This is a genomic window from Xanthomonas campestris pv. phormiicola, from assembly GCA_025666215.1.
GTDB classification, from domain to species: domain Bacteria; phylum Pseudomonadota; class Gammaproteobacteria; order Xanthomonadales; family Xanthomonadaceae; genus Xanthomonas_A; species Xanthomonas_A campestris_A.
On the sequence record CP102593.1, the window covers coordinates 2,533,166 to 2,558,518 of the forward strand.

The 25,353-nt window shown below is 69.1% G+C and carries 23 protein-coding genes; 19 read left to right on the forward strand and 4 right to left on the reverse strand.

Annotated elements, in window-relative coordinates; genetic code table 11:
* Positions 1-27: 27 nt before the first annotated feature.
* Entirely contained in the window at positions 28-660 is a 633-nt protein-coding gene (locus NRY95_10615; GenBank protein ID UYC18369.1) for a TetR family transcriptional regulator, read from the reverse strand.
* Positions 661-877: 217 nt separating this feature from the next.
* On the opposite strand from NRY95_10615, the gene ndk reads away from it, so the two are divergent.
* The 11 genes from ndk (at position 878) to NRY95_10670 (ending at position 12,867) form a co-directional block, all read left to right on the forward strand.
* Positions 878-1,303 carry a nucleoside-diphosphate kinase gene (gene ndk, locus NRY95_10620; GenBank protein UYC18370.1) on the forward strand — a complete coding sequence of 142 codons (426 nt, stop codon included), beginning with the start codon at positions 878-880 and terminating at the stop codon, positions 1,301-1,303.
* 33 nt (positions 1,304-1,336) lie between these two features.
* Entirely contained in the window at positions 1,337-2,518 is a 1,182-nt protein-coding gene (gene rlmN, locus NRY95_10625) for a 23S rRNA (adenine(2503)-C(2))-methyltransferase RlmN (protein UYC18559.1), read from the forward strand.
* A 22-nt stretch (positions 2,519-2,540) separates the two neighbouring features.
* Positions 2,541-3,323 (forward strand): type IV pilus biogenesis/stability protein PilW, encoded by a 783-nt coding sequence (gene pilW, locus NRY95_10630; protein UYC18371.1) that lies wholly within the window; start codon positions 2,541-2,543, stop codon positions 3,321-3,323.
* Positions 3,320-4,183 carry a DUF4115 domain-containing protein gene (locus NRY95_10635; GenBank protein ID UYC18372.1) on the forward strand — a complete coding sequence of 288 codons (864 nt, stop codon included), beginning with the start codon at positions 3,320-3,322 and terminating at the stop codon, positions 4,181-4,183. The genes pilW and NRY95_10635 overlap by 4 nt, the downstream gene beginning before the upstream one ends.
* A 64-nt stretch (positions 4,184-4,247) precedes the next feature.
* Positions 4,248-4,886, forward strand: coding sequence for a tetratricopeptide repeat protein (locus tag NRY95_10640; GenBank protein ID UYC18373.1), 639 nt, complete (start codon positions 4,248-4,250; stop codon positions 4,884-4,886).
* A complete protein-coding gene (gene bamB / locus NRY95_10645) occupies positions 4,883-6,241 on the forward strand; it encodes an outer membrane protein assembly factor BamB (protein ID UYC18560.1) in 1,359 nt (452 codons plus the stop codon). Before NRY95_10640 ends, bamB begins: the two co-directional genes overlap by 4 nt.
* 16 nt (positions 6,242-6,257) lie before the next feature.
* Positions 6,258-7,655, forward strand: a complete 1,398-nt coding sequence (gene der, locus NRY95_10650; GenBank protein ID UYC18374.1) for a ribosome biogenesis GTPase Der — start codon at positions 6,258-6,260, stop codon at positions 7,653-7,655.
* Between the two features lie 4 nt (positions 7,656-7,659).
* Positions 7,660-8,265: an NTP transferase domain-containing protein gene (locus NRY95_10655; GenBank protein ID UYC18375.1), complete on the forward strand. Its 606-nt coding sequence runs from the start codon at positions 7,660-7,662 to the stop codon at positions 8,263-8,265.
* Entirely contained in the window at positions 8,262-9,479 is a 1,218-nt protein-coding gene (locus NRY95_10660; GenBank protein UYC18376.1) for a molybdopterin molybdotransferase MoeA, read from the forward strand. The genes NRY95_10655 and NRY95_10660 overlap by 4 nt, the downstream gene beginning before the upstream one ends.
* 60 nt (positions 9,480-9,539) lie before the next feature.
* Positions 9,540-10,679 carry a molybdopterin-synthase adenylyltransferase MoeB gene (gene moeB / locus NRY95_10665; GenBank protein UYC18377.1) on the forward strand — a complete coding sequence of 380 codons (1,140 nt, stop codon included), beginning with the start codon at positions 9,540-9,542 and terminating at the stop codon, positions 10,677-10,679.
* 337 nt (positions 10,680-11,016) lie between these two features.
* The gene (locus NRY95_10670; GenBank protein UYC18378.1) at positions 11,017-12,867 is read left to right on the forward strand and encodes a monovalent cation:proton antiporter-2 (CPA2) family protein; all 1,851 of its coding nucleotides are present in this window, start codon (positions 11,017-11,019) and stop codon (positions 12,865-12,867) included.
* 153 nt (positions 12,868-13,020) lie between these two features.
* Here NRY95_10670 and NRY95_10675 read toward each other — a convergent pair whose 3' ends face one another.
* Both NRY95_10675 and NRY95_10680 read right to left on the reverse strand, forming a co-directional pair.
* Positions 13,021-13,794 (reverse strand): lysophospholipase, encoded by a 774-nt coding sequence (locus NRY95_10675; protein ID UYC18379.1) that lies wholly within the window; start codon positions 13,792-13,794, stop codon positions 13,021-13,023.
* The gene (locus tag NRY95_10680; GenBank protein UYC18380.1) at positions 13,795-14,091 is read right to left on the reverse strand and encodes a DUF1244 domain-containing protein; all 297 of its coding nucleotides are present in this window, start codon (positions 14,089-14,091) and stop codon (positions 13,795-13,797) included.
* A 51-nt stretch (positions 14,092-14,142) separates the two neighbouring features.
* Here NRY95_10680 and folD point away from each other — a divergent pair, with 51 nt between their 5' ends.
* The 5 genes from folD (at position 14,143) to NRY95_10705 (ending at position 22,069) form a co-directional block, all read left to right on the forward strand.
* A complete protein-coding gene (gene folD, locus NRY95_10685; protein ID UYC18381.1) occupies positions 14,143-15,048 on the forward strand; it encodes a bifunctional methylenetetrahydrofolate dehydrogenase/methenyltetrahydrofolate cyclohydrolase FolD in 906 nt (301 codons plus the stop codon).
* Positions 15,049-15,263: 215 nt separating this feature from the next.
* A complete protein-coding gene (guaB, locus tag NRY95_10690; GenBank protein UYC18382.1) occupies positions 15,264-16,721 on the forward strand; it encodes an IMP dehydrogenase in 1,458 nt (485 codons plus the stop codon).
* 155 nt (positions 16,722-16,876) lie between these two features.
* Complete coding sequence (guaA, locus tag NRY95_10695; GenBank protein ID UYC18383.1) at positions 16,877-18,442, forward strand: glutamine-hydrolyzing GMP synthase; 1,566 nt, start codon at positions 16,877-16,879, stop codon at positions 18,440-18,442.
* Positions 18,443-18,840: 398 nt separating this feature from the next.
* The gene (locus NRY95_10700; GenBank protein UYC18384.1) at positions 18,841-20,367 is read left to right on the forward strand and encodes an AAA family ATPase; all 1,527 of its coding nucleotides are present in this window, start codon (positions 18,841-18,843) and stop codon (positions 20,365-20,367) included.
* Positions 20,354-22,069, forward strand: a complete 1,716-nt coding sequence (locus NRY95_10705; protein UYC18385.1) for a response regulator — start codon at positions 20,354-20,356, stop codon at positions 22,067-22,069. The genes NRY95_10700 and NRY95_10705 overlap by 14 nt, the downstream gene beginning before the upstream one ends.
* Before the next feature lie 87 nt (positions 22,070-22,156).
* Here NRY95_10705 and NRY95_10710 read toward each other — a convergent pair whose 3' ends face one another.
* Entirely contained in the window at positions 22,157-23,497 is a 1,341-nt protein-coding gene (locus NRY95_10710) for an Nramp family divalent metal transporter (protein ID UYC18386.1), read from the reverse strand.
* A gap of 160 nt (positions 23,498-23,657) precedes the next feature.
* Here NRY95_10710 and mntR point away from each other — a divergent pair, with 160 nt between their 5' ends.
* From mntR to orn, 3 genes are all read left to right on the forward strand, one after another.
* Positions 23,658-24,122, forward strand: a complete 465-nt coding sequence (mntR, locus tag NRY95_10715; GenBank protein UYC18387.1) for a manganese-binding transcriptional regulator MntR — start codon at positions 23,658-23,660, stop codon at positions 24,120-24,122.
* Positions 24,119-24,622, forward strand: a complete 504-nt coding sequence (gene tadA, locus NRY95_10720; GenBank protein ID UYC18388.1) for a tRNA adenosine(34) deaminase TadA — start codon at positions 24,119-24,121, stop codon at positions 24,620-24,622. Before mntR ends, tadA begins: the two co-directional genes overlap by 4 nt.
* A gap of 115 nt (positions 24,623-24,737) precedes the next feature.
* A complete protein-coding gene (orn, locus tag NRY95_10725) occupies positions 24,738-25,316 on the forward strand; it encodes an oligoribonuclease (protein UYC18389.1) in 579 nt (192 codons plus the stop codon).
* Positions 25,317-25,353 lie beyond the last annotated feature (37 nt).

A 25,353-nucleotide genomic window follows, 5' to 3' on the forward strand; every position in this document is an offset into this window, starting at 1 on the left:
GGTTCGTGCGCAACGGTTCTTGCGGAATCAGGGCACGGCGCGGGCCAGGAAGCCGGCTTCGGCGAAACGGATCAGTTCGCGCGCGGCGTGGGCGCGGTGCGCGCCTTCGCTGACCCCGGCGGGGCGCTTGATCAGGCCGAAATCGGCCATGGCGTAGGTCAGCGCGCCGGCCAGGAAGTCCAGGCGCCAGTACAGTTCTTCCTTGCTCAGCCCGGGCACGCAGGCGGCGATGGCCTTGCCGAACTCGCGCAGCACGTGGCCGTAGTGGTCGGACAGGAACTGGCGCAGGCTGTCGTTCTTCTCGGCGTAGGCGCGGGCGATCACGCGCACGAAGGCGCCGCCGCTCTGGCGGTCCTGGGCCATCGCCAGCGCCGGCTCCACGAATGCCGCCAGCACCGGCCCGAGCTGGCCCGGATGCTGGCGCTGTGCGGCCTCCAGCTGCGCCAGGCGTGCGGCGGTCATCTCGTCCATGCGCCGCCGGAACACCTCGTTGACCAGGTTCTCCTTGGAGCCGAAGTGGTAGTTGACCGCGGCGATGTTGACGTCGGCCTGGCTGGTGACCTGGCGCAGCGAAGTGCCGGAGAAGCCATGCTGGGCGAACAGTTCCTCGGCCGCGCTGAGGATGCGGTCCTTGGTGGAGAAGTGCGCTTGCTTTGCCATGCGGCCGCCGGAATCAATCAAACGATTGTTTGAGTCTAGGCCTCGCGTCCGGCGGCGTCATGTTGCGATGCAGCACGATTCAGCCTGCGGCCGTGCAAAGCCCGCTGCGATTGGATAGAATTGCCCATCGCAATTCTGGCTAAGCCCGCGTTTTGACGCGGGTTTTTTTCATGTTAACCTCGGGCCGTCTAGTGGCCCGCCCAACGGAGAACTTCCCATGGCGCTGGAGCGCACCCTGTCCATCATCAAGCCCGATGCCGTCGCCAAGAACGTCATCGGCGAGATCTATTCGCGTTTCGAGAAGGCCGGCCTGAAGGTCGTGGCCGCCAAGTACAAGCAACTGTCGCGCCGCGAGGCCGAGGGCTTCTACGCCGTGCACCGCGAGCGTCCGTTCTTCAACGCGCTGGTCGAGTTCATGATCTCCGGCCCGGTGATGATCCAGGCGCTGGAAGGCGAGAACGCCGTGGCCGCGCACCGCGACCTGCTCGGCGCCACCAATCCGAAGGACGCCGCACCGGGCACCATCCGCGCCGATTTCGCCGACTCGATCGACGCCAACGCCGCGCACGGTTCCGATTCGGTGGAGAACGCCGCCAACGAAGTGGCATATTTCTTCGCCGCCACCGAAGTGGTTTCGCGCTAAGAGGTCATCGTGAACGAGGTCGTCCACACTCCGTTGGCGCTCGCCGATCCGCTCCGGACCGGCGCCGCAGCCAAGCAGAATCTGCTCGACCTCGATCGCGAGGGCCTGGAGCGTTTCTTCGCCGACACGCTCGGCGAAGCGCGCTACCGCGCCCACCAGGTGATGAAGTGGATCCACCACCGCTACGTCACCGACTTCGACCAGATGACCGACCTCGGCAAGGCGCTGCGCGCCAAGCTGCAGCAGCATGCCGAGGTCGTCGTCCCCAACATCGTGTTCGACAAGCCGTCCGCCGACGGCACCCACAAGTGGCTGCTGGCCATGGGCACCGACGGCAAGAACGCGATCGAGGCCGTGTACATCCCGGACAAGGGCCGCGGCACGCTGTGCGTGTCCTCCCAGGTCGGCTGCGGGTTGAACTGCACGTTCTGCTCGACCGCCACCCAGGGCTTCAACCGCAACCTGTCCACCGCCGAGATCGTTGGCCAGGTGTGGGTTGCGGCGCGGCACCTGGGCAACGTGCCGCACCAGCAGCGCCGTCTCACCAACGTGGTGATGATGGGCATGGGCGAGCCGCTGATGAATTTCGACAACGTCGTGCGCGCGATGAGCGTGATGCGCGACGACCTGGGCTATGGCCTGGCCAACAAGCGGGTCACGCTGTCGACCTCCGGCCTGGTGCCGATGATCGATCGCCTGTCCGCCGAGAGCGACGTGTCGCTGGCGGTCTCGCTGCATGCGGCCGACGACGCGCTGCGCGAGACGCTGGTGCCGCTCAACAAGAAGTACCCGGTCGCCGAACTGATGGCCGCGTGCGCGCGCTATCTGCGCGCCAACAAGCGCCGCGAGTCGGTGACCTTCGAATACACGCTGATGAAGGGCATCAACGACCAGCCCGAACATGCGCGGCAGCTGGCGCGGCTGATGCGCCAGTTCGACAACGCGGTGCAGGCCTCGAACGCCGGCAAGGTCAACCTGATCCCGTTCAATCCGTTCCCGGGCACGCGCTACGAGCGCTCCGGCGAGACGGAAATCCGCGCGTTCCAGAAGATCCTGCTCGATGCGCAGGTGCTGACCATGGTGCGGCGCACCCGCGGCGACGACATCGACGCGGCCTGCGGCCAGCTCAAGGGGCAGGTGCTGGACCGCACCCGGCGCCAGGCCGACTTCCAGCGCCAGTTGCAGACCCAGGCGGACCGGGATGCGGCGGCCTAGGCATCCTCTGGCCATCGTTGCGTTGGCCGCGGGGCTGCTGGCGTTGTCGGCATGCGCCGGGCACGGCACCAAGTCCGGCAGGCTGCGCAACGTCGAGCAGGTGGCGCCGGACTACGATTTCCGCGACAGCGGCGAAGTCAAGGCGCGCTACGCGTTGCAGGAGCAACTCGGCCTGGCCGGCAACCGGCTCAGCGGCGGCGATCTGGCCGGCGCCGAGGAGCATGCGCGCAAGGCGCTGGCGCTGGCCCCGGACTCGGTGCAGGCGCACACGCTGCTGGCGGTGGCGGCCGGCCGCCGCGGTGATGCCGCCACTGCCGGCGAGCATTACCGCAAGGCCGCCGAACTGGCGCCGAACCGCGGCGAGGCCTTGAACAACTACGGTGCCTGGCTGTGCGCGAACGGTGCCGCCGCCGAGGCGCTGCAGTGGTTCGATCGCGCGCTGCAAGTGCCCGGCTACGCCACGCCGGCCTCGGCATTGGCCAATGCCGGCGGTTGCGCAGTGCAGATCGGCCAGCGCGAGCGCGGCGAACGCGACCTGCGCAAGGCGCTGGCGCTGGAGCCGGGCAATGCCTATGCGCTGGAAGCGATGGCGCGCGAGGAAGCGGCGCAGGCGCGTTTTTTCGAGGCGCGGGCCTTCTCGGAACGGCGGCTGGCGGCTGCGCCGGCCACGCCATCCGTGTTACAACTTGCTATTCAGATTGAACAAGGGCTAGGCGACATGGCTGCTGCCGGCCGTTACCAACAGCGGTTGCGCAAGGAGTTTCCCGATGCCGCGACCACGACTCCCGGGGCTAGTGCATTGTGATCAGTGATTCCAATCCGAACGCTTTCGACGGCGCCAAAGGTTGCGGGCAACAACTCCGCGAAGCGCGCGAAGCGGCGGGCTTGAGCATCGACGAGGTCGGTGGCCGCTTGCGCATGCCGGTGCACGTGATCGGTGCGCTGGAAGCGGAACAGTGGCAGCGCCTCGGCGCGCCGGTGTTCGTGCGCGGTCAGCTGCGCAGCTACGCGCGCCTGCTCGGGGTGGACCTGGAGCCGCTGCTGGCCAGCGCGCAGATCGCGCCGGTGCAGCCGGTGGAACTGATCAGCCATACGCATACCCCGCCGCTGCGGCGCATGCTCGAGAGCGCGACCCGGCGCATGGTCTACGTGGTGATCACCGCCGGACTGGCGGTGCCGGTCTGGTACGCGACCCGCACCCATTTCGCCGACGATGGTCCGAGCACCGCTTCGCTGGACGTGGTGCCGGCTGCTCCGGGCGACGCCGCGCCGCCGGCGACGGTCGGCACCGGCGGCACCCCGGCGCCGACCGCCGCGTCGGTCAATCGTCCCGCGCCGCCTGCGGCGCCGTACATCGCTTCGCTGACGCCGCTGCCGCGCGCCTCCAGCGAGGCGGAAAAGCCTGGCCTGAGCCTGTCGTTCCAGGGCGACAGCTGGGTGCAGATCATCGCCCCGGACGGCACGCCGCTGGAAAAAGCGCTGCTGAAGGCAGGCGAGAAGCGCGACTACGCGCCGGGTCAGGTGGGCCGCATCGTGCTCGGCAATGCGTCGGCGGTCCAGGTTCAGCAATCCGGTAGTACCGTGGATCTGACTCCGTACAAGCGCGCGAACGTGGCCCGCTTTGCGGTATCCTCTGACGGTTCCGTGGTGCCAGCGTCCGAGTGACGGCGGCGCGGTTCCTCAATCTCAACATTCCATGTCCCGTCGTTGCGGCGGGGCGAGAGTACGCATGGCGATCGACGACCTGCTCGACGAGCACGAACAAAGCGAACGCGTCCGCACTTGGCTCAGGAAAAACGGCGCCGGCCTGATCGGCGGCATTGCCCTGGGCATCGGCGCGATCATTGGCTGGCAGTGGTGGACCAAGCAGCATTCCAACGACCTGGCGCTGGCCAATTCCCGCTACGACGCCGTGCTCAAGAGCATCCAGGCCAAGCAACTGGACAAGGCCGGCAAGGACATGGCGGCGCTGCAGCAGGGCCCGGCCAACATCTACGCCGAGCTGGCCGCGCTGCGCCTGGCCAAGGCGCAGGCCGACGACGGCAAGTACGACCAGGCCCTGGCGACGCTGCGCGGGCTCAAGGCCGAGGGCGAGCTGAAGCTGCTGATCGACCAGCGCGTGGCGCGCTTGCTGATCCAGACCGGCAAAAGCGAGGAAGCGCTGAAGTTGCTGGCCGCGGCCGACGACAACCAGAGCCTGGAGATCCGCGGCGATGCGCTGATCGCGCAGGGCAAGCGCGAGGCGGCACGCGAGGCGTACGCCAAGTCGTTGACCACCCTGGACGTGGCGGCGCCGCAACGGCGACTGCTGGAAACGAAGTTGATGGATGCAGGCGGCACCGTGCCGAATCCTGCGGAGCCGATCTGATGAAGGTAGTCATGTTCAAGCGCATCGCGACCATCGCGCTGCTGGGTCTGGCGCTGTCCGGTTGCAGCACGGTCAAGGGCTGGTTCGCGGGCAAGGATGCGGCCGCCAAGAAGGCCGCCGAGCCGGCCGAGCTGGTCGATTTCAAGCCGTCGGTGAAGATCGTCAAGCTGTGGTCCACCGATGCCGGCAAGGGCGAGAAGCGGATTGGCGTGCGCCAGCATCCGGCCGTGGCCGACGGCAAGGTGTACGTGGCCGCGGCCTCCGGTTCGGTCTACGCGCTGGACCTGCAGAGCGGCAAGACGCTGTGGGAATACGACGCCAAGAAGGCGCGCAAGGAGCGCCTGTCGCAGGTCCAGGCGCAGCCGGAGAGCCAGGTCGAGAGCGAGTCGAGCAAGGGCCTGACCAAGGACGAGCGCGTCGCCTACAAGCAGCGCCTGCGCAACGAGAAGCAGCAGGCCAAGGAGCGCAAGCGGCTGGAGAAGCACCGTCCGCTGCCGCGCTTCGCCGGTGGTCCTGGCGTGGGCGAGGGCCTGGTCGTGGTCGGCGGCCTGAATGGCGAAGTGATCGCGCTCGACGCCGCCAGCGGCACCGAGAAGTGGCACGCCAGGGTGCCCAACGAAGTGATCGCCGCGCCGGTGGTCTCGCAGAACTTGGTGTTCGTGCGCAGCAACGACGGCCACGTGACCGCGTTCGACGCGGGCACCGGGCAGCAGCGCTGGTTCCACGTGCAGGAACTGCCGACCCTGACCGTGCGCGGCAACGCGCCGGTGGTGGCCGGCCCGGGCGTGCTGTTCATCGGCAACGACGACGGCACGCTGGCGGCGCTGGCGATGCAGGACGGCCGCGTGCTGTGGGAGCAGACCATCGGCGTGCCGGAAGGGCGTACCGAACTGGAGCGCATGGCCGACGTGGACGGCGCACCGGTGCTGGACGGCACCACCCTGTACGCGACCAGTTTCAAGAACCAGACCGTGGCGCTGGAAGGCCCGAGCGGGCGTCCGCTGTGGACCCGCGATCATGGCGGCGCCGGCGGTGTCGCGGTCAATTCCAGCAGCGTGGTGGTGGCCGACAACGCCGGTTCGGTGTGGGCGCTGGACAAGGCCTCCGGTTCGGCGACCTGGTCGCAGCCGGCGCTGGCGCGGCGTTCGCTGACCGGCGTGGCGATCCAGGGCGACTACGCCGTGGTCGGCGACTACAAGGGCTATCTGCATTGGTTGAAGCTCGACAACGGCGAGATCGCCGCACGCGAGCGGGTGGGACGCAAGGCGCTGGTAGCGCAGCCGGTGGTGGCCGATGGCATCCTGCTGGTCCAGAACACGAAAGGCGACCTGACCGCGTTCCGGTTGGGTCAATAAAGGAAAGGAATTCGCGATGCTGCCGCTGGTCGCCCTGGTTGGACGGCCGAATGTCGGCAAGTCCACGCTGTTCAACGCGCTCACGCGCAGCCGCGACGCGCTGGTCCATGACCAGCCCGGCGTCACCCGCGATCGCAACTACGGGGTCTGCCGGCTGGAGCCGGACACCCCGTTCGTGATCGTCGACACCGGCGGCATTTCCGGCGAGGAAGAAGGCCTGGCCGGCGCCACCGCCGACCAGGCGCGCTCGGCGGCCGGCGAGGCGGATCTGGTGCTGTTCGTGGTCGACGGGCGCGAGGGTTCGTCCTCGCTCGACGACGAGATCCTGGCCTGGCTGCGCAAGCTGGCGCGGCCGACCCTGCTGCTGATCAACAAGATCGACGGCACCGACGAGGACCAGGTGCGCGCCGAATTCGCGCGCTATGGCCTGGGCGAGGCGATCGCGGTCTCCGCCGCGCACCGCCACGGCATCGACGACCTGCTCGAGGAAGTGCTGTCGCGCCTGCCGGAGGAGGGGGCCGGCGAGACGCTGGACACCGATCCCAAGCGCATGCGCATCGCCTTCGTCGGCCGCCCCAACGTCGGCAAGTCGACGCTGGTCAACCGGCTGCTCGGCGAGGAGCGGATGATCGCCTCGGAAGTGCCGGGCACCACCCGCGACTCGATCGCGGTCGACCTGCAGCGCGACGACCGCCTGTACCGGCTGATCGACACCGCCGGCCTGCGCCGCCGCGGCCGGGTCGAGGAGGCGGTGGAGAAGTTCAGCGTGTTCAAGACGCTGCAGGCGATCGAGCAATGCGAGGTCGCGGTGCTGCTGCTCGACGCCACCGAAGGCGTCACCGACCAGGACGCCAGCGTGCTCGGCGCGATCCTGGACGCCGGCCGCGCCCTGGTGGTGGCGGTCAACAAGTGGGACGGGCTGACCGACTACCAGCGCGAGCAGGCCGAGGCGCTGCTGTCGCGCAAGCTCGGCTTCGTGCCCTGGGCCGAGGCGGTGCGGATCTCGGCCAAGCATGGTTCCGGCCTGCGCGAGCTGTTCCGCGCGATCCACAGCGCGCATGCCTCGGCGATCCGCGAATTCAGCACCAGCGAAGTCAACCAGGCGCTGGAAGTGGCCTACGAGACCAATCCGCCGCCGAGCATCCGCGGCCATGTCTCCAAGCTGCGCTACGTGCATCCGGGCGGCAGCAATCCGCCGACCTTCATCGTCCACGGCACCCGCCTGAAGGTGCTGCCGGAGTCGTACAAGCGCTATCTGGAGAACTTCTTCCGCAAGCGCTTCAAGCTGGTCGGCACGCCGGTGCGCTTCATGTTCCGCGAGGGCGCCAATCCGTACGAAGGCAAGAAGAACGTGCTGACCGAGCGCCAGGTCGCCAAGAAGCGGCGCTTGATGAAGCACGTCCGCGGCAAGTAGTCCGATGGACGCGCGGCGCGAGGTCACGCTGGGCATCCTCGCCGGCGGCCGCGCGCAACGCCTGGGCGGTTGCGACAAGGCCTGGCTGCAACGCGACGGGCAAGCGCTGGTGCAGTTCCTGGCGCAGGCCTTGGCGCCGTCGGTCGCGGCGGTGCTGGTCAGCGCCAACCGCGACCTGCCGCGCTACGCCGCCGCCGGACTGCACGCGCTGCCCGACCGGATCGCCGCGCCGCCTGGCGCCGAGCGCTCGCTGGGGCCGATCGCCGGCCTGGACGCGCTGGCCGCGGCCTGCGCCACGCCGTGGCTGCTGACCTTGCCGGTGGACCTGTGCCGGCTTCCGCCTGCGCTGCTGGACAGGTTGATCGACGCCAGTGGCGATGCGGATGGCGCCTATGCCGAGGACGACGACGGCGTACAGCCGCTGGTGGCGCTGTACCGCGTCGCCGCGCTGCGGCCTGCGTTGGCTTCGGCGCTGGATGCCGGTCGCTACGCGCCGCGCGCCTTGCAGCAGCAGTTGGCGATGGTCCGCGCACGCGTGCCCGGGGAGACCTTCGGCAACCTCAACACGCCGCAGGACCTGCGCGCAGCGGGTATCCTGCCGGCGCCATGAACGACTATCCCTCCCGTATTGCCTATTCCGAGGCGCTGGCCATCGTCGCCGCCGTCGCCCAGTCGCGCCCGTTGCCGGCCGAACGCCTGGCGCTGCCGCGCGCCGACGGCCGCATCCTGCTCGAACCGTTGCACGCGCCGATCGACCTGCCGCCGTTCGCCAACAGCGCGATGGACGGCTTCGCGCTGCGCCATGCCGATCTGCAGCCGGATGCGCCGACCGTGTTGCGCCTGGCTGGCGAGCAGTTCGCCGGCCAGGACCTGCGCCAGGCGATCGGCGCCGGCGAATGCCTGCGCATCACCACCGGCGCGCCGCTGCCGGCGGGCGCCGATACGGTGGTGATCAAGGAAAACGTGGTCGAGCGCGACGGCCAGGTGCAGGTGCCGGCCGCGCCGGTCGCCGGCGCGCACGTGCGTGCGCGCGGCGAGGACGTGCGCGCCGGCGAGCGCGTGCTCGAAGCGGGCGTGGCGTTGACGCCGTCGCGGATCGGCCTGGCCGCCGCGCTCGGCGTGGCGCAGGTGGCGGTGGCGGCGCGACCGACCGTGGCGGTGTTCGCCACCGGCGACGAGCTGGTCGAGCCGGGCCTGCCGCTCATGCCCGGGCAGATCTACAACAGCAACCGCGACATGCTGATGGCGCAGCTGCGCCTGCTAGGCCTGGAGCCGACCGCGTGGCCGACGCTGCCGGACGATCCACGGCGGATCGACAGCATGCTGCGCGATGCGGCCTCCGCGTTCGACGTGGTGTTGACCTGCGGCGGCGTCTCCGCCGGCGAGAAGGACTACCTGCCGCGGCTGCTGGCCGAGCGCGGCCGCATCCATTTCTGGAGGGTGCGCATGCGCCCCGGCATGCCGCTGCTGTTCGGCGAGCTGGACCGCGCCCTGTTCCTGGGTCTGCCGGGCAATCCGGTGTCGGTGCTGGCCACCTTCATGGCGATCGGGCGGCCGCTGCTGGACGCGCTGCAGCAGCGCGCCGAGCCGCGCCCGCACTGGCGTGCGCGGCTGGCCTCGGGCTGGGACAAGCGCCACGAGCGCCTGGAGTTCCTGCGCGGGCGCATGCGCTGCGATGCGCACGGACAGCTGTGGGTGGAGCCGAACCCGGCCGACGGTTCGCACCGCCTGCGCGGCGCCGCCGACAGCGACGTGCTGCTGCGCCTGGACGAGGGCGCGCGCCGCTTCGATGCAGGCGATGTGGTCGAGGTGTTTCCGTACTGAGCCGCGCGCGTGCGTTTCTTGGCGAAGGACGCACCACAGGTTTGCGCCGATAATGCACGCATGAGCATTCGAGAACTGACCCCGCAGCAGGCTCGCGCGCGCATCGCCCAGGGCGCGCGGTTGATCGATGTACGCGAGGAGCACGAGCGCGCCGCCGGCATGGCCGAGGGCGCGCTCGGCGTGGCCCGCGCGCAGCTGCAGGAGGATCCGGCCGCGCACCTTGGCGCGGCCGACGCCGAGACGATCCTGATCTGCCAGAGCGGCAAGCGCTCGCACGAGGCGGCGCTGTTCCTGCAGCAGGCAGGGTATTGCGCGGTCGCCTCGGTGCTGGGCGGCACCACGCGCTGGCAGCGCGACGGATTGCCGCTGCAGCGGCCGGCGCTGGCGCCGGAGCAGCAGGATTTCTTCGAGCGCTATTCGCGCCACCTGCGCCTGCCCGAAGTCGGCATCGACGGCCAGCGGCGGCTGCAGGCCGCGCGCGTGCTGCTGGTCGGCGCCGGCGGGCTGGGTTCGCCGGCCGGCTTCTACCTGGCCGCGGCCGGGGTCGGCCAGCTGCGCATCGCCGACGACGACATGGTCGATCGCAGCAACCTGCAGCGGCAGATCCTGCATACCGAGGCGCGGGTGGGGCAGCCCAAGGTGGCGTCGGCGGCCGCGGCGCTGGCCGCGCTGAATCCCGGCGTGCAGGTCGAGGCGGTGCGCGAACGGGTGAGCTCGGCCAATGTCGAACGCCTGCTGCAGGACGTGGACGTGGTGCTCGACGGCTCGGACAATTTCCCGGCGCGCTACCTGCTCAACGACGCCTGCGTGAAGCTGGGCAAGCCGCTGGTGTACGGCGCGGTGCAGCGTTTCGAGGGCCAGGTCAGCGTGTTCGATGCCGGCCGCCAGCGTGGACAGGCGCCGTGCTACCGCTGCCTGTTCCCGGAACCGCCGCCGCCGGAGTTCGCGCCCAGTTGCGCCGAAGCCGGCGTGCTCGGCGTGCTGCCCGGCATCGTCGGCCTGCTGCAGGCCAACGAGGTGCTGAAGCTGCTGCTGGACATCGGCGAACCGCTGCGCGGCCGCCTGCTGTATTTCGACGCGCTGGCGATGCGCTTCCGCGAGACCCGCCTGGCCGCCGACCCGCAGTGCCCGGTGTGCGCTCCTGGGCTGGCGTTTCCCGGCTATATCGACTACGCGCACTTCTGCGGCGTGGAGGACTGATCCGCCACTGCGCGTCCCGCGACTGCGATCGGTCGCTGCGCAGGCAGTGCCGAGCGACAAGCCCCTCTCCCCTCGGGAGAGGGGTTGGGGTGAGGGTCCGGCGCGAAGCGACTCGCGGGGGCTGGATGCGCGAGGCCTGCGCCCCATGCACTCATCCCTCCCTGCAGGGCACGTTTCCTCGACAAGGAAGGCAATGGTCCCGCTGGGAAAAGGTGGACTGATGCACTTCGTGGAAATGCACACGCGCCAAGCCACACTGCACTACAGCGGCGGGACGCCATGTCCATCCGCACACCGGTGCATGGGGCCGCTCCGGCCTTGTGGGTAGAATCCACGCATGACCAGTGCAGCCGACAGCAGTGAATTGATCAAGGTGGTGGCGTTGCTCGGCGCCGCGGTGGTGGCGGTGCCGGTGTTCCGCCGCCTGGGGCTGGGCTCGGTGCTCGGCTATCTGGCCGCAGGCCTGGCGATCGGGCCGTTCGGATTCGGCTGGTTCGCCGATCCGCAGGCGATCCTGCACGTGGCCGAGCTGGGCGTGGTGATGTTTCTGTTCGTGATCGGGCTGGAGATGCGGCCCTCGCACCTGTGGAGCCTGCGCAAACAGATCTTCGGCCTGGGCACGGCGCAGATCGTGGTGTGCGCGACGGTGCTGACCGGGGTCGGGCTGGCGCTTGGGCTGTCCTTGCCAGTGGCGTTCATCGCCGCATCCGGCTTCGTGCTCACCTCCACCGCGGTGGTGATGCAACTGCTCGGCGAGCGCGGCGACATCGCCTTGCCGGCGGGACAGAAGATCGTCGCGATCCTGTTGTTCGAAGACCTGCTGATCGTGCCGCTGCTGGCCGTGGTGGCATGGATGGCACCGGTGCCGGTCGCCGCCGATGCGCCGTCGCGCTGGATCGGCATCGGCATCGGCGCGGCGGCGATCGTCGGCCTGCTGGTGGCCGGGCGCTGGCTGCTGAACCCGCTGTTCCGGTTGCTGGCCGCGGCCAAGGCGCGCGAGGTGATGACCGCCGCTGCGCTGCTGGTCGTGCTGGGCGCGGCATTGCTGATGCAGCTCGGCGGGCTGTCGATGGCGATGGGCGCGTTCCTGGCCGGGGTGCTGCTGTCCGAATCCACCTTCCGCCACCAGATCGAAGCCGACATCGAGCCGTTTCGCGGCATCCTGCTCGGGCTGTTCTTCCTCGGCGTGGGCATGGCCCTGAACCTGGCGGTGGTGGCGGCGAACTGGACGCTGATCCTCAGCGGCGTGCTCGCGTTCATGGCGGCCAAGGCCGCGTGCATCTACCTGGTCGCGCGGCTCACCGGCAGCGGCCACGCGCAGGCGCTGGACCGCGGCGTGCTGATGGCGCAGGGCGGCGAGTTCGCGTTCGTGCTGTTCGCCGCCGCCGGCGCGGCCGGGGTCATCGATGCGCAGGTCAACGCCAACCTGACCGCGATCGTGGTGCTGTCGATGGCGCTGACCCCGCTGTTCGTGCTGCTGTACCGGCGCTGGGCGCCGGTGGAGGCGCCGTCGCTGGATGGCGTGGAGGCGGCCGACGGGCTCACCGGCAGCGTGCTGATCATCGGCTTCGGCCGTTTCGGCCAGGTCGCCAGCCAGTCGCTGCTGGCGCGCGACGTGGACGTGACCATCATCGACAACGACATCGAGATGATCCAGAGCGCGGCCGAGTTCGGCTTCAAGATCTACTACGGCGACGGCACCCGCCTGGACGTGCTGCATGCCTCCGGCGCGCACAGCGTGCGCGCGATCGCGGTGTGCATCGACAACCGCGAGGCGGCCAACCGCATCGTAGAGCTGGCCACCCAGGAATTCCCGCACGCCAAGCTGCTGGTGCGCTCCTACGACCGCGAGCATTCGCTGAAGCTGATCGCCGCCGGCGTGGACTACCAGATCCGCGAGACCTTCGAATCCGCGGTGGAATTCGGCCAGGCCGCGCTGATCGAACTGGGTATGGCCGAGGACGAGGCCGCGAGCATCGCCCGCGAGATCCGCCGCCGCGACGCCGAGCGCCTGGAACTGGAGATCGCCGCCGGCGACGTGCGCGCCGGCAGCGGCCTGATGTACGGCAACATCGCCCCGGCGGTGCCCAGGCCGACGCCGTTCACTCCGCCGCGGCGCGAGAGCCGCACGCTCAATCCCGAAGCGGTGCCGGCGGCGGAGGCCGATGACCAGCGCCGCGGCGACTAGCCGCGGTCGGGGATCTCGGAAACGGCTGTCGTGGAAGCGACTCCGGGTGGCCGCGGATCGTCAATCCCGGTAGGCGGTATCGGTGAAGCCCGTCGCGACTGAAGTCGCTCGCACAAACGCTGCGCGAACCGCAAGTCCCCGAGCTGCAACGCCTCAGCGCAAAAACGCCCGCAACGCCTGCGCATAACGCGGATCGGCGCTGATGTCGTCGTGCCCGGCGCGCGGCATCGTGACCACGGTGGGTGTCTGCGCCAGGGAGTCGAGCAGCCGCTGCGTGCTCGACGCCGGCACCACCTGATCGCGTCCTGCCCGCAGTACCAGCAACGGGCCGCGGTAGGCACGCAGCGCGCTGACCGAGTCGTAGCGGTCGCGCAGCAGCCAGCGCACCGGCGCCCACGGATAGTGCGCCTGCGCGGCCGTGGCCAGGCTGTCGAACGGGGTGACCAGCACCAGCCGCGCCAGCGGCCGCCGCGCCGCCAGCTGGCTGGCGACACCGCTGCCCAGGCTGCGCCCGAGCACCGCGATCTCGGCCTGCGGTTGCGCGGCGCGCACATGGTCGTACAGGGCCAGCGCATCGCCGATCAGCGCCGCCTCGCTGGGCGCGCCGTCGCTGGCGCCGTAGCCGCGGTAGGCCAGCAGGTACACGCTGTAGTCGGGCAGCAGCGGCGCCAGCTGCGCGCGTGTCTGGCGCAGGTCCTCGGCGTTGCCGCCGAAGTACAGCAACGCCTTGCCGCGGCCAGGATTGACCTGCCAGCCGCGCAGGCGCAACGTCGGGCTGCGCTGCAGGGTGAAATCGGTTTGCGCCGCGTCCACGCGGGTCGCCTGCGGGAAATACAGCAGCTCGCGCTGGCCCAGGTAGAGCAGGGCGCAGACCACCAGATAGGCGGCGATCGCGATCGCCGCGACGATGCCAAGGTGGCGCAGCATCTATCCGTGCCGGCGCTGGGCGTCGGCGAAGGCCGCCAGCTGTTCCGGCGTGGCCTCGGCCTGGAACTGCGCCTTCCAGTCGGCGAACGGCATGCCGTAGACGCGCTCGCGGGCCTGTTCCTTGCTCAGCGTCTGGCCTTCGGCGGCCGCGGCCTCGCGGTACCAGTCGGCCAGGCAGTTGCGGCAGAAGCTGGCCAGGATCATCAGATCGATGTTCTGCACGTCGTTGCGGTCCTGGTTGAGGTGCTGCAGCAGCCGCCGGAACGCGGCGGCCTCGATGCGGGTGGTGTCGGTCATGGCGGAATCGGGGACAATGGGGTCCCCCAGACTCTACACCCGCTCGCTCTGATGACCGATTCCGCGCCCGTCTCCTCCGTTCCGGCCCGCATCCTCGACGGGCGGCGCATCGCCGACGAACTGCTCGACCAGCTCAAGGCGCGGGTCGATGCGCGGTTGGCGGCGGGGCAGCCGCGGCCGGGCCTGGCGGTGGTGCTGGTCGGCGGCGATCCGGCGTCCACGGTGTACGTGCGCAACAAGCGCCGCGCGGCGGAAAAGGTCGGCATCGAGGCGTTCGATCACGACCTGCCGGCCGGTACCGGCGAAGCAGACCTGCTGGCGCTGATCGACCGCCTCAATGCCGATCCCAAGGTCCAAGGCATCCTGGTGCAGCTGCCGCTGCCGGGCATTCCCGACGCCAGCCGGCTGATCCACCGCATCGACCCGCGCAAGGACGTGGACGGTTTCCATCCGGAGAACGTCGGCCACCTGGCGCTGCGCGAATTCGGCCTGCGCCCGTGCACCCCGCGCGGCATCGTCACCCTGCTCGGACATACCGACCAGCCGGTGCGCGGGCGCAACGCCACCATCGTCGGGGTCAGCAACCACGTCGGCCGGCCGATGGCGCTGGAATTGCTGATCGCCGGCTGCACGGTCAGCTGCTGCCACAAGTTCACCCCGCCGGAGGTGCTGCAGGCGCGGGTGCGCGATGCCGACATCCTGGTGGTGGCGGTGGGCCGTCCCGGCCTGATCCCGGGCGAGTGGGTCAAGCCCGGCGCGGTGGTGATCGACGTGGGCATCAACCGTCTCGACGACGGCCGCCTGGTCGGCGACGTCGGCTTCGACGCGGCCGCGCAGCGCGCCAGCTGGATCACCCCGGTGCCGGGCGGGGTCGGGCCGATGACCGTGGCCACGCTGATGCAGAACACGATCGAGGCCGCTGATGCGGCCGGCATGACCAGCCATTCGGCTGTGTAAAGCCGGGATTCGGGATTCGGGATTCGTTAAAGGCAACGGCAAAGGGTCTGCACCGCCGATCCAGGTTGCATCCAGAACGGCCGGCCATTGGAGCCCTGGTGATCATGTAACCGCCGCTGCGGAGGGTTTCGCCGTTGCGAATCCCCAATCCCGAATCCCCAATCCCGGCCCCAAATGCGTTAAAATGCCGCGCTTCCCCACATTCGGGTCCGCCGATGCTGCGCATCCAGGCTGAAGCTCTTACCTACGACGACGTTTCGCTCGTCCCCGCCCATTCGATCGTCCTGCCGAAGGACGTCAGCCTGGAAACCCGGCTGACCCGCGACCTGCGCCTGAAATTGCCGATCCTGTCGGCGGCGATGGACACGGTGACCGAACACCGCCTCGCGGTGGCCATGGCCCAGCTCGGCGGCATCGGCATCATCCACAAGAACCTGACCCCGGAACAACAGGCCGCCGAAGTGGCCAAGGTCAAGAAGTTCGAAGCCGGGGTGATCACCGAGCCGTTCACCGTCGGCCCGGAAACCACCATCGGCGAAGTGCTGAAACTGACCCGCGCGCGCAACATCTCCGGCGTGCCGGTGGTCGACGGCAGCGAGCTGGTCGGCATCGTCACCAGCCGCGACATGCGCTTCGAGAAGAAGCTCGACGATCCGGTCCGCCACATCATGACCAAGAAGGATCGCCTGATCACCGTGCGCGAAGGCGCCAGCGACGAGGAAGTGCTGCAGCTGCTTCACCGCAACCGCATCGAGAAGATCCTGGTGGTCAACGACAGCTTCGAGTTGCGCGGCCTGATCACGGTCAAGGACATCCAGAAGAAGACCGACAACCCCAACGCCGCCAAGGACGCGGCCACGCGCCTGCTGGTCGGCGCGGCGGTCGGCGTCGGTGGCGACACCGAGCAGCGCATCGAACTGCTGGCGGCGGCCGGCGTGGACGTGGTCATCGTCGATACCGCGCACGGCCACTCGCAGGGCGTGATCGACCGCGTGGCCTGGGTCAAGAAGACCTATCCGCAGCTGCAGGTGATCGGCGGCAACATCGTGACCGGCGATGCCGCGCTGGCGCTGATGGACGCCGGCGCCGATGCGGTCAAGGTCGGCGTGGGCCCGGGCTCGATCTGCACCACCCGCGTGGTCGCCGGTGTCGGCGTGCCGCAGATCACCGCGGTGGACATGGTCGCCGAGGCGCTGCAGGACCGCATCCCGCTGATCGCCGACGGCGGCATCCGCTATTCCGGCGACATCGGCAAGGCGCTGGTCGCCGGCGCCTCCACGGTGATGGTCGGCGGCCTGTTCGCCGGCACCGAGGAAGCCCCAGGCGAGGTCGAACTGTTCCAGGGCCGCAGCTACAAGAGCTACCGCGGCATGGGCAGCCTGGGCGCGATGGAGAAGGGCAGCAAGGACCGTTACTTCCAGGACGCCTCCGACGCCGACAAGCTGGTGCCGGAAGGCATCGAAGGCCGCGTGCCGTACCGCGGCCCGCTCAGCGGCATCATCCACCAGCTGGTCGGCGGCCTGCGCGCCACGATGGGCTACGTGGGCTGCGCGACGATAGAGGACATGCGCACCAAGCCGAAGTTCGTCACCATCACCGGTGCCGGCCAGCGCGAGAGCCACGTGCACGACGTGCAGATCACCAAGGAACCGCCGAACTACCGTATGGGGTAAGAGCGCCGGGACTCGGGACTCGGGACTCGGGACTCGGCACAGCAGTTGGACGGCGACGGAGGAAGCGATTCCTCCTCGCCGTTTCTTCATCGTCAATCGCTACCGGATCGCGGGATCCCGAGTCCCGAGTCCCGAGTCCCGAGTCCCGAGTCCCGATGTCAACCATCCACAGCGACAAGATCCTCATCCTCGATTTCGGTGCGCAGTACACGCAGCTGATCGCGCGCCGTATCCGCGAACTGGGGGTCTACTGCGAGATCTGGGCCTGGGACCACGATCCGGCGCAGATCGCCGGCTTCGGCGCCAAGGGCATCATCCTGTCCGGCGGCCCCGAATCGACCACGCTGCCGGGCGCGCCGGTCGCGCCGCAGGAAGTGTTCGACAGCGGCCTGCCGGTGTTCGGCATCTGCTACGGCATGCAGACCCTGGCCGCGCAGCTGGGTGGCGCCACCGAGGCCGCCGACCAGCGCGAGTTCGGCCATGCGGAAGTGGAGGTGGTCGCGCCCGACGCGCTGTTCTCCGGCCTCAGCGACCATCCCGGCGCCGCGCGCCTGAACGTGTGGATGAGCCACGGCGACCACGTCTCCAAGGTGCCGCCGGGCTTCACCGTCACCGCCGTCACCGAGCGCATCCCGGTCGCGGCGATGGCCAACGCCGCCAAGCGCTGGTACGGCGTGCAGTTCCATCCGGAAGTCACCCACACGCTGCAGGGCCAGACCCTGTTGCGCCGCTTCGTGGTCGACGTCTGCGGCTGCAACACCTTGTGGACCGCGGCCAACATCATCGACGACCAGATCGCGCGGGTGCGCGCCCAGGTCGGCGACGACGAGGTGATCCTGGGCCTGTCCGGCGGCGTGGATTCGTCGGTGGTCGCCGCGCTGCTGCACAAGGCGATCGGCGCCAAGCTGACCTGCGTGTTCGTCGATACCGGCCTGCTGCGCTGGCAGGAAGGCGACCAGGTGATGGCGATGTTCGCCGAGCACATGGGCGTCAAGGTGATCCGGGTCAACGCCGCCGACCGCTATTTCGCCGCATTGGCCGGCGTGAGCGATCCGGAAGCCAAGCGCAAGATCATCGGCAACCTGTTCGTGGAGATCTTCGACGAGGAGTCGAACAAGCTGGCCAACGCCAAGTGGCTGGCGCAGGGCACGATCTATCCGGACGTGATCGAGTCGGCCGGCAGCAAGACCGGCAAGGCGCACGTGATCAAGAGCCACCACAACGTCGGCGGCCTGCCCGAGCACATGAAGCTGGGCCTGGTCGAGCCGCTGCGCGAGCTGTTCAAGGACGAGGTGCGGCGCCTGGGCGTGGAGCTCGGCCTGCCGCGCAGCATGGTCTACCGCCATCCGTTCCCCGGTCCCGGCCTGGGCGTGCGGATCCTCGGCGAGGTGAAGCGCGAGTACGCCGAGCTGCTGGCCAAGGCCGATGCGATCTTCATCGAAGAGCTGCGCAAGGCCGACCTGTACGACACCACCAGCCAGGCGTTCGCGGTGTTCCTGCCGGTCAAGTCGGTGGGCGTGGTCGGCGACGCGCGCGCCTACGAATGGGTGATCGCGCTGCGCGCGGTGGAGACCATCGATTTCATGACCGCGCACTGGGCGCACCTGCCGTACGACTTCCTGGGTACGGTGAGCAACCGCATCATCAACGAACTGCGCGGCGTCTCGCGCGTGGTCTACGACATCTCCGGCAAGCCGCCGGCGACGATCGAGTGGGAGTGAGGCGGTCGGTCGTATCGCCGCAATGAAAAGGCGCTTCGGCGCCTTTTTCGTTGGTGCGGTCCTGTAATCTTGGCTGCGACGCGGCCCGCCAGTCGGATGGCCGGCCTTCTTAGTCGTCCTACAGCTGCCCAACCCGGCCCGACGCGCCCTGCAGGGCGGTCGCGCAGGGTGGGAGCCGGTCGCTGGTCCCCCGGCACCTACACAAAAAAATCACTTTGCCGAACGTAGTGTGGTTGGCGTCTATGGTTCGTGAACCTGACGCGCGCCCTGGCATGCGTCGTTCGTGGGATCCGGGCAAGGCGTGCTGGCGAAGGGGGCTCGTGCGAGCCGCTGCGCAGGGCCCGCAAGGGCGGCGGGCAACCGGCGCCTTCCATCCAAACGCAATCATGAGGACGACCATGACGCCCCATCGGCAGCTCGATCACGTGAATGGCGACGACCTGCCGCGCATCTCGACCGGCAGTGCGGGGTTGGACAACATCCTCGGCGGCGGCGTCGACCCCAATCGCCTCTATCTGTACGAAGGCCGTCCAGGCACCGGCAAGACCACGATCGCCCTGCAGTTCCTGCTGGAAGGCGCGCGGCATGGCGAACGGGTGCTGTACATCACCTTGTCCGAGACCCAGCGCGAACTGCATCTGGTGGCCGCCCGCCACGGCTGGAGCATGAATCAGGTCGATGTGTTCGAACTGGTGCCGCCGGAGATCGTGCTGGATCCGGAACGCGAACTCACCGTGTTCCATCCCGCGGAAATGGAGCTGACCGAGACCACCAAGCTGATCTTCGACAAGGTCGAGCAGCTCAACCCCACGCGCGTGGTCCTGGACAGTCTTTCCGAACTGCGCCTGCTCGCGCAGAGCCCGCTGCGCTATCGCCGCCAGGTGTTGGCGCTGAAACATTTCTTCGCCAGCCGGCAGTGCACGGTGATCATGCTCGACGACCTGTCCTCGCAGGAAAACGACCTGCAGCTGCACTCCATCACCCACGGCGTGGTCTTGCTGGAGCAACTGGCCATCGACTACGGCGCCGAACGCCGGCGCCTGCGCGTGGTCAAGATGCGCGGCATCCAGTTCCGCGGCGGTTTCCACGACTTCACCATCGAGAAGGGCGGGCTGGAAATCTATCCGCGCCTGGTCGCGGCCGACCACAAGCACCACCACATCGACGAAGTCGCTCCCAGCGGCAACGACGAACTGGACAGGCTGCTCGGCGGTGGGCTGGAGCGCGGCACCAACGCGCTGCTGCTGGGCGCGGCCGGCGTGGGCAAGTCCTCGCTGGCGCTGACCTATGCCATCGCCGCGGCCGAGCGTGGCGAACACAGCGTGTTCTTCGCCTTCGACGAGGGGCGCGGCACCGTGGAGGCGCGCGCACGCACCCTGGGTCTGCCGCTCGAGGAGAAACTCCACACCGGACTGATCCGTTTCCAGCAGATCGATCCGGCCGAGATGTCGCCGGGCCAGTTCGCGGCCAACGTGCGCCGCAGCGTGGAAGTGGACGGCGCGCGGGTGATCGTCATCGACAGCCTCAATGGCTATCTCAATGCGATGCCGGACGAACGCTTCCTGATCCTGCAGATGCACGAACTGCTCAGCTATCTGGGCCAGAAGGGCGTGCTGACCATCCTGGTCCTGGCGCAGCACGGACTGATCGGGCCGATGGAAACGCCGCTGGACCTCAGCTACCTGAGCGATTCGGTGCTGATGCTGCGTTATTTCGAGGTGGACGGCATGGTGCGCCGGGCGCTGTCGGTGGTGAAGAAGCGCAGTGGCAGCCACGAGAGCACCATCCGCGAGTTCCGGCTCAGCAGCAAGGGCCTGGACATCGGCTCGCCGATCAAGCAGTTCAGCGCGATCTTCAGCGGCACGCCGCGCTACAGCGGAAGCGATCTGCCCTTCATGGATTCCGCGGCGCATGAGCAGCAGTGAGGCAACCGAAAACCGGGTGCTGGTCTACGCGCCGATCGGGCGCGACGGCGGGGCTTCGGTGGAACTGCTGCGGCGTGGCGGTGTGGTGGCATGCAACTGCGCCGACCTGGATGGCGTAGTGCGCGAGCTGAACATCGGCGCCGCTGCGGTGTTCATCGCCGAAGAAGGCCTGTTCGGCAAGGATGCGAGCGCGTTGTTCGCCTGGGCCGATGCGCAGCCGACCTGGTCGGATCTGCCGTTCGTGGTGCTGACCAGCCATCAGGAACAGCCGTCCGTGGTGACCTGGCGGCGCAGGCTGGTGGCCTCGCTGCGCAATGTCGCCCTGCTCGAGCGGCCGGTGCAGGCCATCACCTTGACCAGCACCATCAAGGCCGCGCTGCGCGCACGCGCCCGCCAGTACGAAGTGCGCTCGCTGCTGCGCGAGCAGGTTTCGGCGGCGCAGAAGCTGGAGGCGCAGGTGGTGGCGCGCACGCGCGAACTGGAGCAGGCCAATCGGTTGCTGCACACGCAGATGGACGAGCGCGCGCGGGTCGAGGAAACCCTGCGCCACGCGCAGAAGATCGAGGCGATCGGACAGTTGACCGGTGGCGTCGCGCACGATTTCAACAACCTGCTGATGGTGATCTCCGGCGGGCTGGCGATGCTCGACATCCAGGCCGATCCGGCCGTGCGCAAGCGGTTGATGGATGGCATGCAGAAGGCCGCGCAGCGCGGCGCCGGGCTGACCCGGCAGTTGCTGGCGTTCTCGCGGCGGCAGCAGCTCAAGCCGGAGCCGGTCGATCTGACCCGGCAGATCGGCGGCATGCGCGAACTGCTGGACCGCAGCCTGCGCGGCGACGTGCACGTGGATTTCGATTTCGCCGATGGCCTGTGGCCGATCGAAGTGGATCCGGGCGAACTGGAACTGGTGGTGCTCAACCTGGCGGTCAACGCGCGCGATGCGATGCCCAATGGCGGCACCATCGTGGTACGGGCGCAGAACGTGCCGGGCCCGAGCAAGACCAACCCGGATTTCATCCGCCTGTCGATCGTCGACACCGGCACCGGCATGGCGCCGGAGGTGAAAGCGCGGGTATTCGAGCCGTTCTACACCACCAAGGACATCGGCAAGGGCTCGGGCCTGGGCCTGGCGCAGGTGCACGGGTTCGTGCAGCAATCCGGCGGCTCCATCCACATCGACAGCGAGCTGGGGCAGGGCACCGCGATCCATCTGCTGCTGCCGCGCTCGTTCCGTTCGCCGGCACCGGACGAGCGGCATCTGGTGGACGTGCAGCAAGTGGCGCGCCGTGCCCAGGGCGAGGCCGGCTACGTGCTGCTGGTCGAGGACGACGACGAAGTGGCCGCGCTGGTCGGCGAAATGCTGCGCCAGCTGGGCTACCAGGTCACCCGCGTGGCCAGCGCGGCGGCGGCGCTGGGTGCGTTGGCCAACGAGCGCGTGGTGGACATCGTGTTCTCCGACATCATGATGCCCGGCGGCATGAACGGCCTGGAGCTGGTCCACGAGATCCGCATGCGGCGCCAGGAGTTGCCGATCCTGCTCACCAGCGGCTACGCGGAAGCAGCAAAGTCCGCGGCCGAGGCGCAGGGCGTGCAGATCCTGTCCAAGCCCTACCGGCTGGACGAACTGGCCACCGCGTTGCAGCAGGTGCGCGCCAATCCCGGCGCCCAGGACAAACCGGAAGCGGCGCCCCTGTATTCGTGAATGCAGCCATAGTGGGCCCGGCCAGCGCGCCTGCGCCGAGTCGCCCAGGCCGCCGCGTCAGCGCGGTGCCTGGGTTCTTGCGCCGCCTCAGTGCAGCAGGGTATCGCCGAGCAGCTTCACGTTGAGCACCACGATCAGCGCGGCGATGATCCACGACAGCCAGACCAGCCAGCGCGGTGCGACCAGCGTGCCCATCTTGCGTTTGTCGGCGACGAAGCGCACCAGCGGGATCACCGCGAACGGCAGCTGCATCGACAGCAGCACCTGGCTCAGCACCAGCAGCTTGGCGGTGCCTTGCTCGCCGTACAGCCAGGTCACCACCACCACCGGCACGATCGCCAGGCCGCGGGTCAGCAGGCGCCGCGCCCAGGCCGGGATGCGCAGGTGCAGGAAGCCTTCCATCACGATCTGCCCGGCCAGCGTCGCGGTCACCGTGGAGTTGATGCCCGAGGCCAGCAGCGCCACCGCGAACAGGGTCGAGGCCACGCCGACGCCGAGCATCGGCGCCAGCAGTTCGTAGGCCTGCTCGATCTCCTCCACGTCGGTGCGGCCGTGCGCATGGAACACCGCGGCGGCCAGCACCAGGATCGCGGCGTTGACGAACAGCGCCAGGCTCAGCGCGATGGTGCTGTCGGCCAGTGCCCAGCGCAGCGCCGAGCGGCGGCCGCTGTCGCTGCGCTCGTAGGCGCGGGTCTGCACGATCGACGAATGCAGGTACAGGTTGTGCGGCATCACCGTCGCGCCGATGATGCCGATCGCCAGGTACAGCGCGGCCGGATTGGTCACCACTTCGGCGCGCGGGAGGAAGCCGGCCAGCACCTCGCGCAGCGGCGGCGCGGCCATCGCGATCTGCACCACGAAGCAGGCGAAGATCACCAGCAGCAGCGCGATCACGAATGCCTCCAACGTGCGGAAGCCGCGCCGCATCAGGTACAGCACCAGCAGCGCGTCGATCGCGGTGATGATCGCGCCCAGGGTCAGCGGGATGCCGAACAGCAGCTTCAGCGCGATCGCGGTGCCGATCACCTCGGCCAGGTCGCAGGCCACGATCGCCGCCTCGCAGGCCAGCCACAGCAGGAAATTGACCGGCCTGGAATAGTGCTCGCGGCAGGCCTGCGCCAGATCGCGGCCGGTGGCGATGCCCAGCCGCGCCGCCAGCCCCTGCAGCACGATCGCCATCAGGTTCGACAGCAGGATCACCGACAGCAGCAGGTAGCCGAAGTGCGAGCCGCCGGCGATGTCGGTGGCCCAGTTGCCCGGGTCCATGTAGCCCACCGAGACCATGTAGCCCGGCCCCAGGAAGGCCAGGAAGCGGCGCCAGCCGAGCCCGCCGCTGGGCACGGCGACGCTGCTGTTCATGCGTCCGAGGCTGCGCCGCGGCGGGCCGTCGGCCTGCGACCAGGCAGCGTTGGAATCGGGCAGGGGCATGGGATCGGCCATGGCGGAAACGTGCGTGGGAATGGCGCGATCGAGTATATAGCACTTGCTATTCTCTTTAGCATTGGCAAATCAAATCGCTGCGATAGGCGCGATTTCGGCCAGAATAGGCAGCGGCCGGCGTTCGCCGGCACCGGACAAGGGCGTTGCGATGCAGAAAAGCGGGAAGTTGACGGCACCGGGGGCGGTGCTGCTCGACGCCGAAGTGCAGGTCGAGAGCTTCCGCCAGGTGCGCGAGGCGCACCGCCTGGAGCTGATCGAGGACTATGTGGAGCTGATCTCCGACCTGCTGGCCGACGGCGGCGAGGCGCGGCAGGTGGACATCGCCGCGCGCCTGGGCGTGGCCCAGCCGACCGTGGCGAAGATGCTCAAGCGGCTGGTCAAGGGCGGCTGGGTGATCCAGCGGCCGTATCGCGGCGTGTTCCTGACGCCCGACGGCGAGGCGCTGGCGGCCGCCAGCCGGCAGCGGCACCAGACCGTGGAGCAGTTCCTGCTGGCGCTGGGCATCGACGAGGACATCGCGCGGCGCGATGCCGAGGGCATCGAGCACCATGTCAGCGAAGCCACGTTGGCGGTGTTCGCCGAGTTCGTGCGCAAGCACGCCGCGGCGCGATGAACGGCGACAGCGACAGCGACAGCGCCGCGCGCGACGAGCGCTGGATGCTGCATGCGCTGGCCCTGGCCGACCGCGCCGAGCGCGAATTCGACGAGATCCCGGTCGGCGCGGTGCTGGTCTCGGCGCAGGACGAGGTGCTGGGCGAGGGCTGGAACCTCAACATCGCCGAGCACGATCCCAGCGCGCACGCCGAGATCGTGGCGCTGCGCCAGGCCGGGCGCCGGCTCGGCAACCATCGCCTGCTCGGCAGCACCCTGTACGTGACCCTGGAGCCGTGCGCGATGTGCGCGATGGCGGTGGTGCATGCGCGCGTGGCGCAGTTGGTGTTCGCGGCTGCCGATCCGAAGACCGGCGCCTGCGGTAGCGTGTTCGACCTGCTCGCCGATCCGCGCCACAACCACCGCGTGCAGGTGCGCGGCGGCGTGCTGGCGGCCCCGGCCGGGCTGCGCCTGAGCAACTATTTCCGCGCCAAGCGCGGCCGGCCGCCGCTGGGCGGTTGAGCGCCGCGGTGCGGCGCTGGCAGGACGTGAAGCCGCCGGGTCACGCGCGGTATCATGCACGACCGATACGAAACCCCCGCGCCGGCGATGCCGCCGCGAACGACTGGATGGTGATATGGCGGAACCGCACGTGGACAACGATCGTCTGATCTGGATCGACCTGGAAATGACCGGCCTGGACACGGACAAGGATTCGATCATCGAGATCGCCACGGTGGTCACCGACAGCCAGCTCAACGTGCTGGCCGAGGGCCCGGAATTCGCCATCGCCCATCCGCTGCAGACGCTGCAGGCGATGGACGAATGGAACCGCAACCAGCACCGCCATTCCGGACTGTGGCAGCGCGTGCTCGACAGCCAGGTCACCCTGGGCCAGGCCGAGGCGCAGACCGTTTCCTTCCTGGCGCAGTGGTGCAAGCCGGGCGCGTCGCCGATGTGCGGCAACTCGATCTGCCAGGACCGGCGCTTCCTGCACCGGCAGATGCCGCGGCTGGAGCGCTTCTTCCACTACCGCAACCTGGACGTGTCCACACTGAAGGAACTGGCGCGGCGCTGGGCGCCGGCGGTGGCGTCGGGACTCAACAAGACCTCCTCGCATACCGCGCTCAGCGACGTGCACGATTCGATCGACGAACTGCGCTACTACCGCCCATTCATGGGCACGCTGGGCGGGCAGGGCGGCGGCGCGCGCTGAGTCGCGCTGCGCGACACGCAGGCCGCGCCTGCACGGC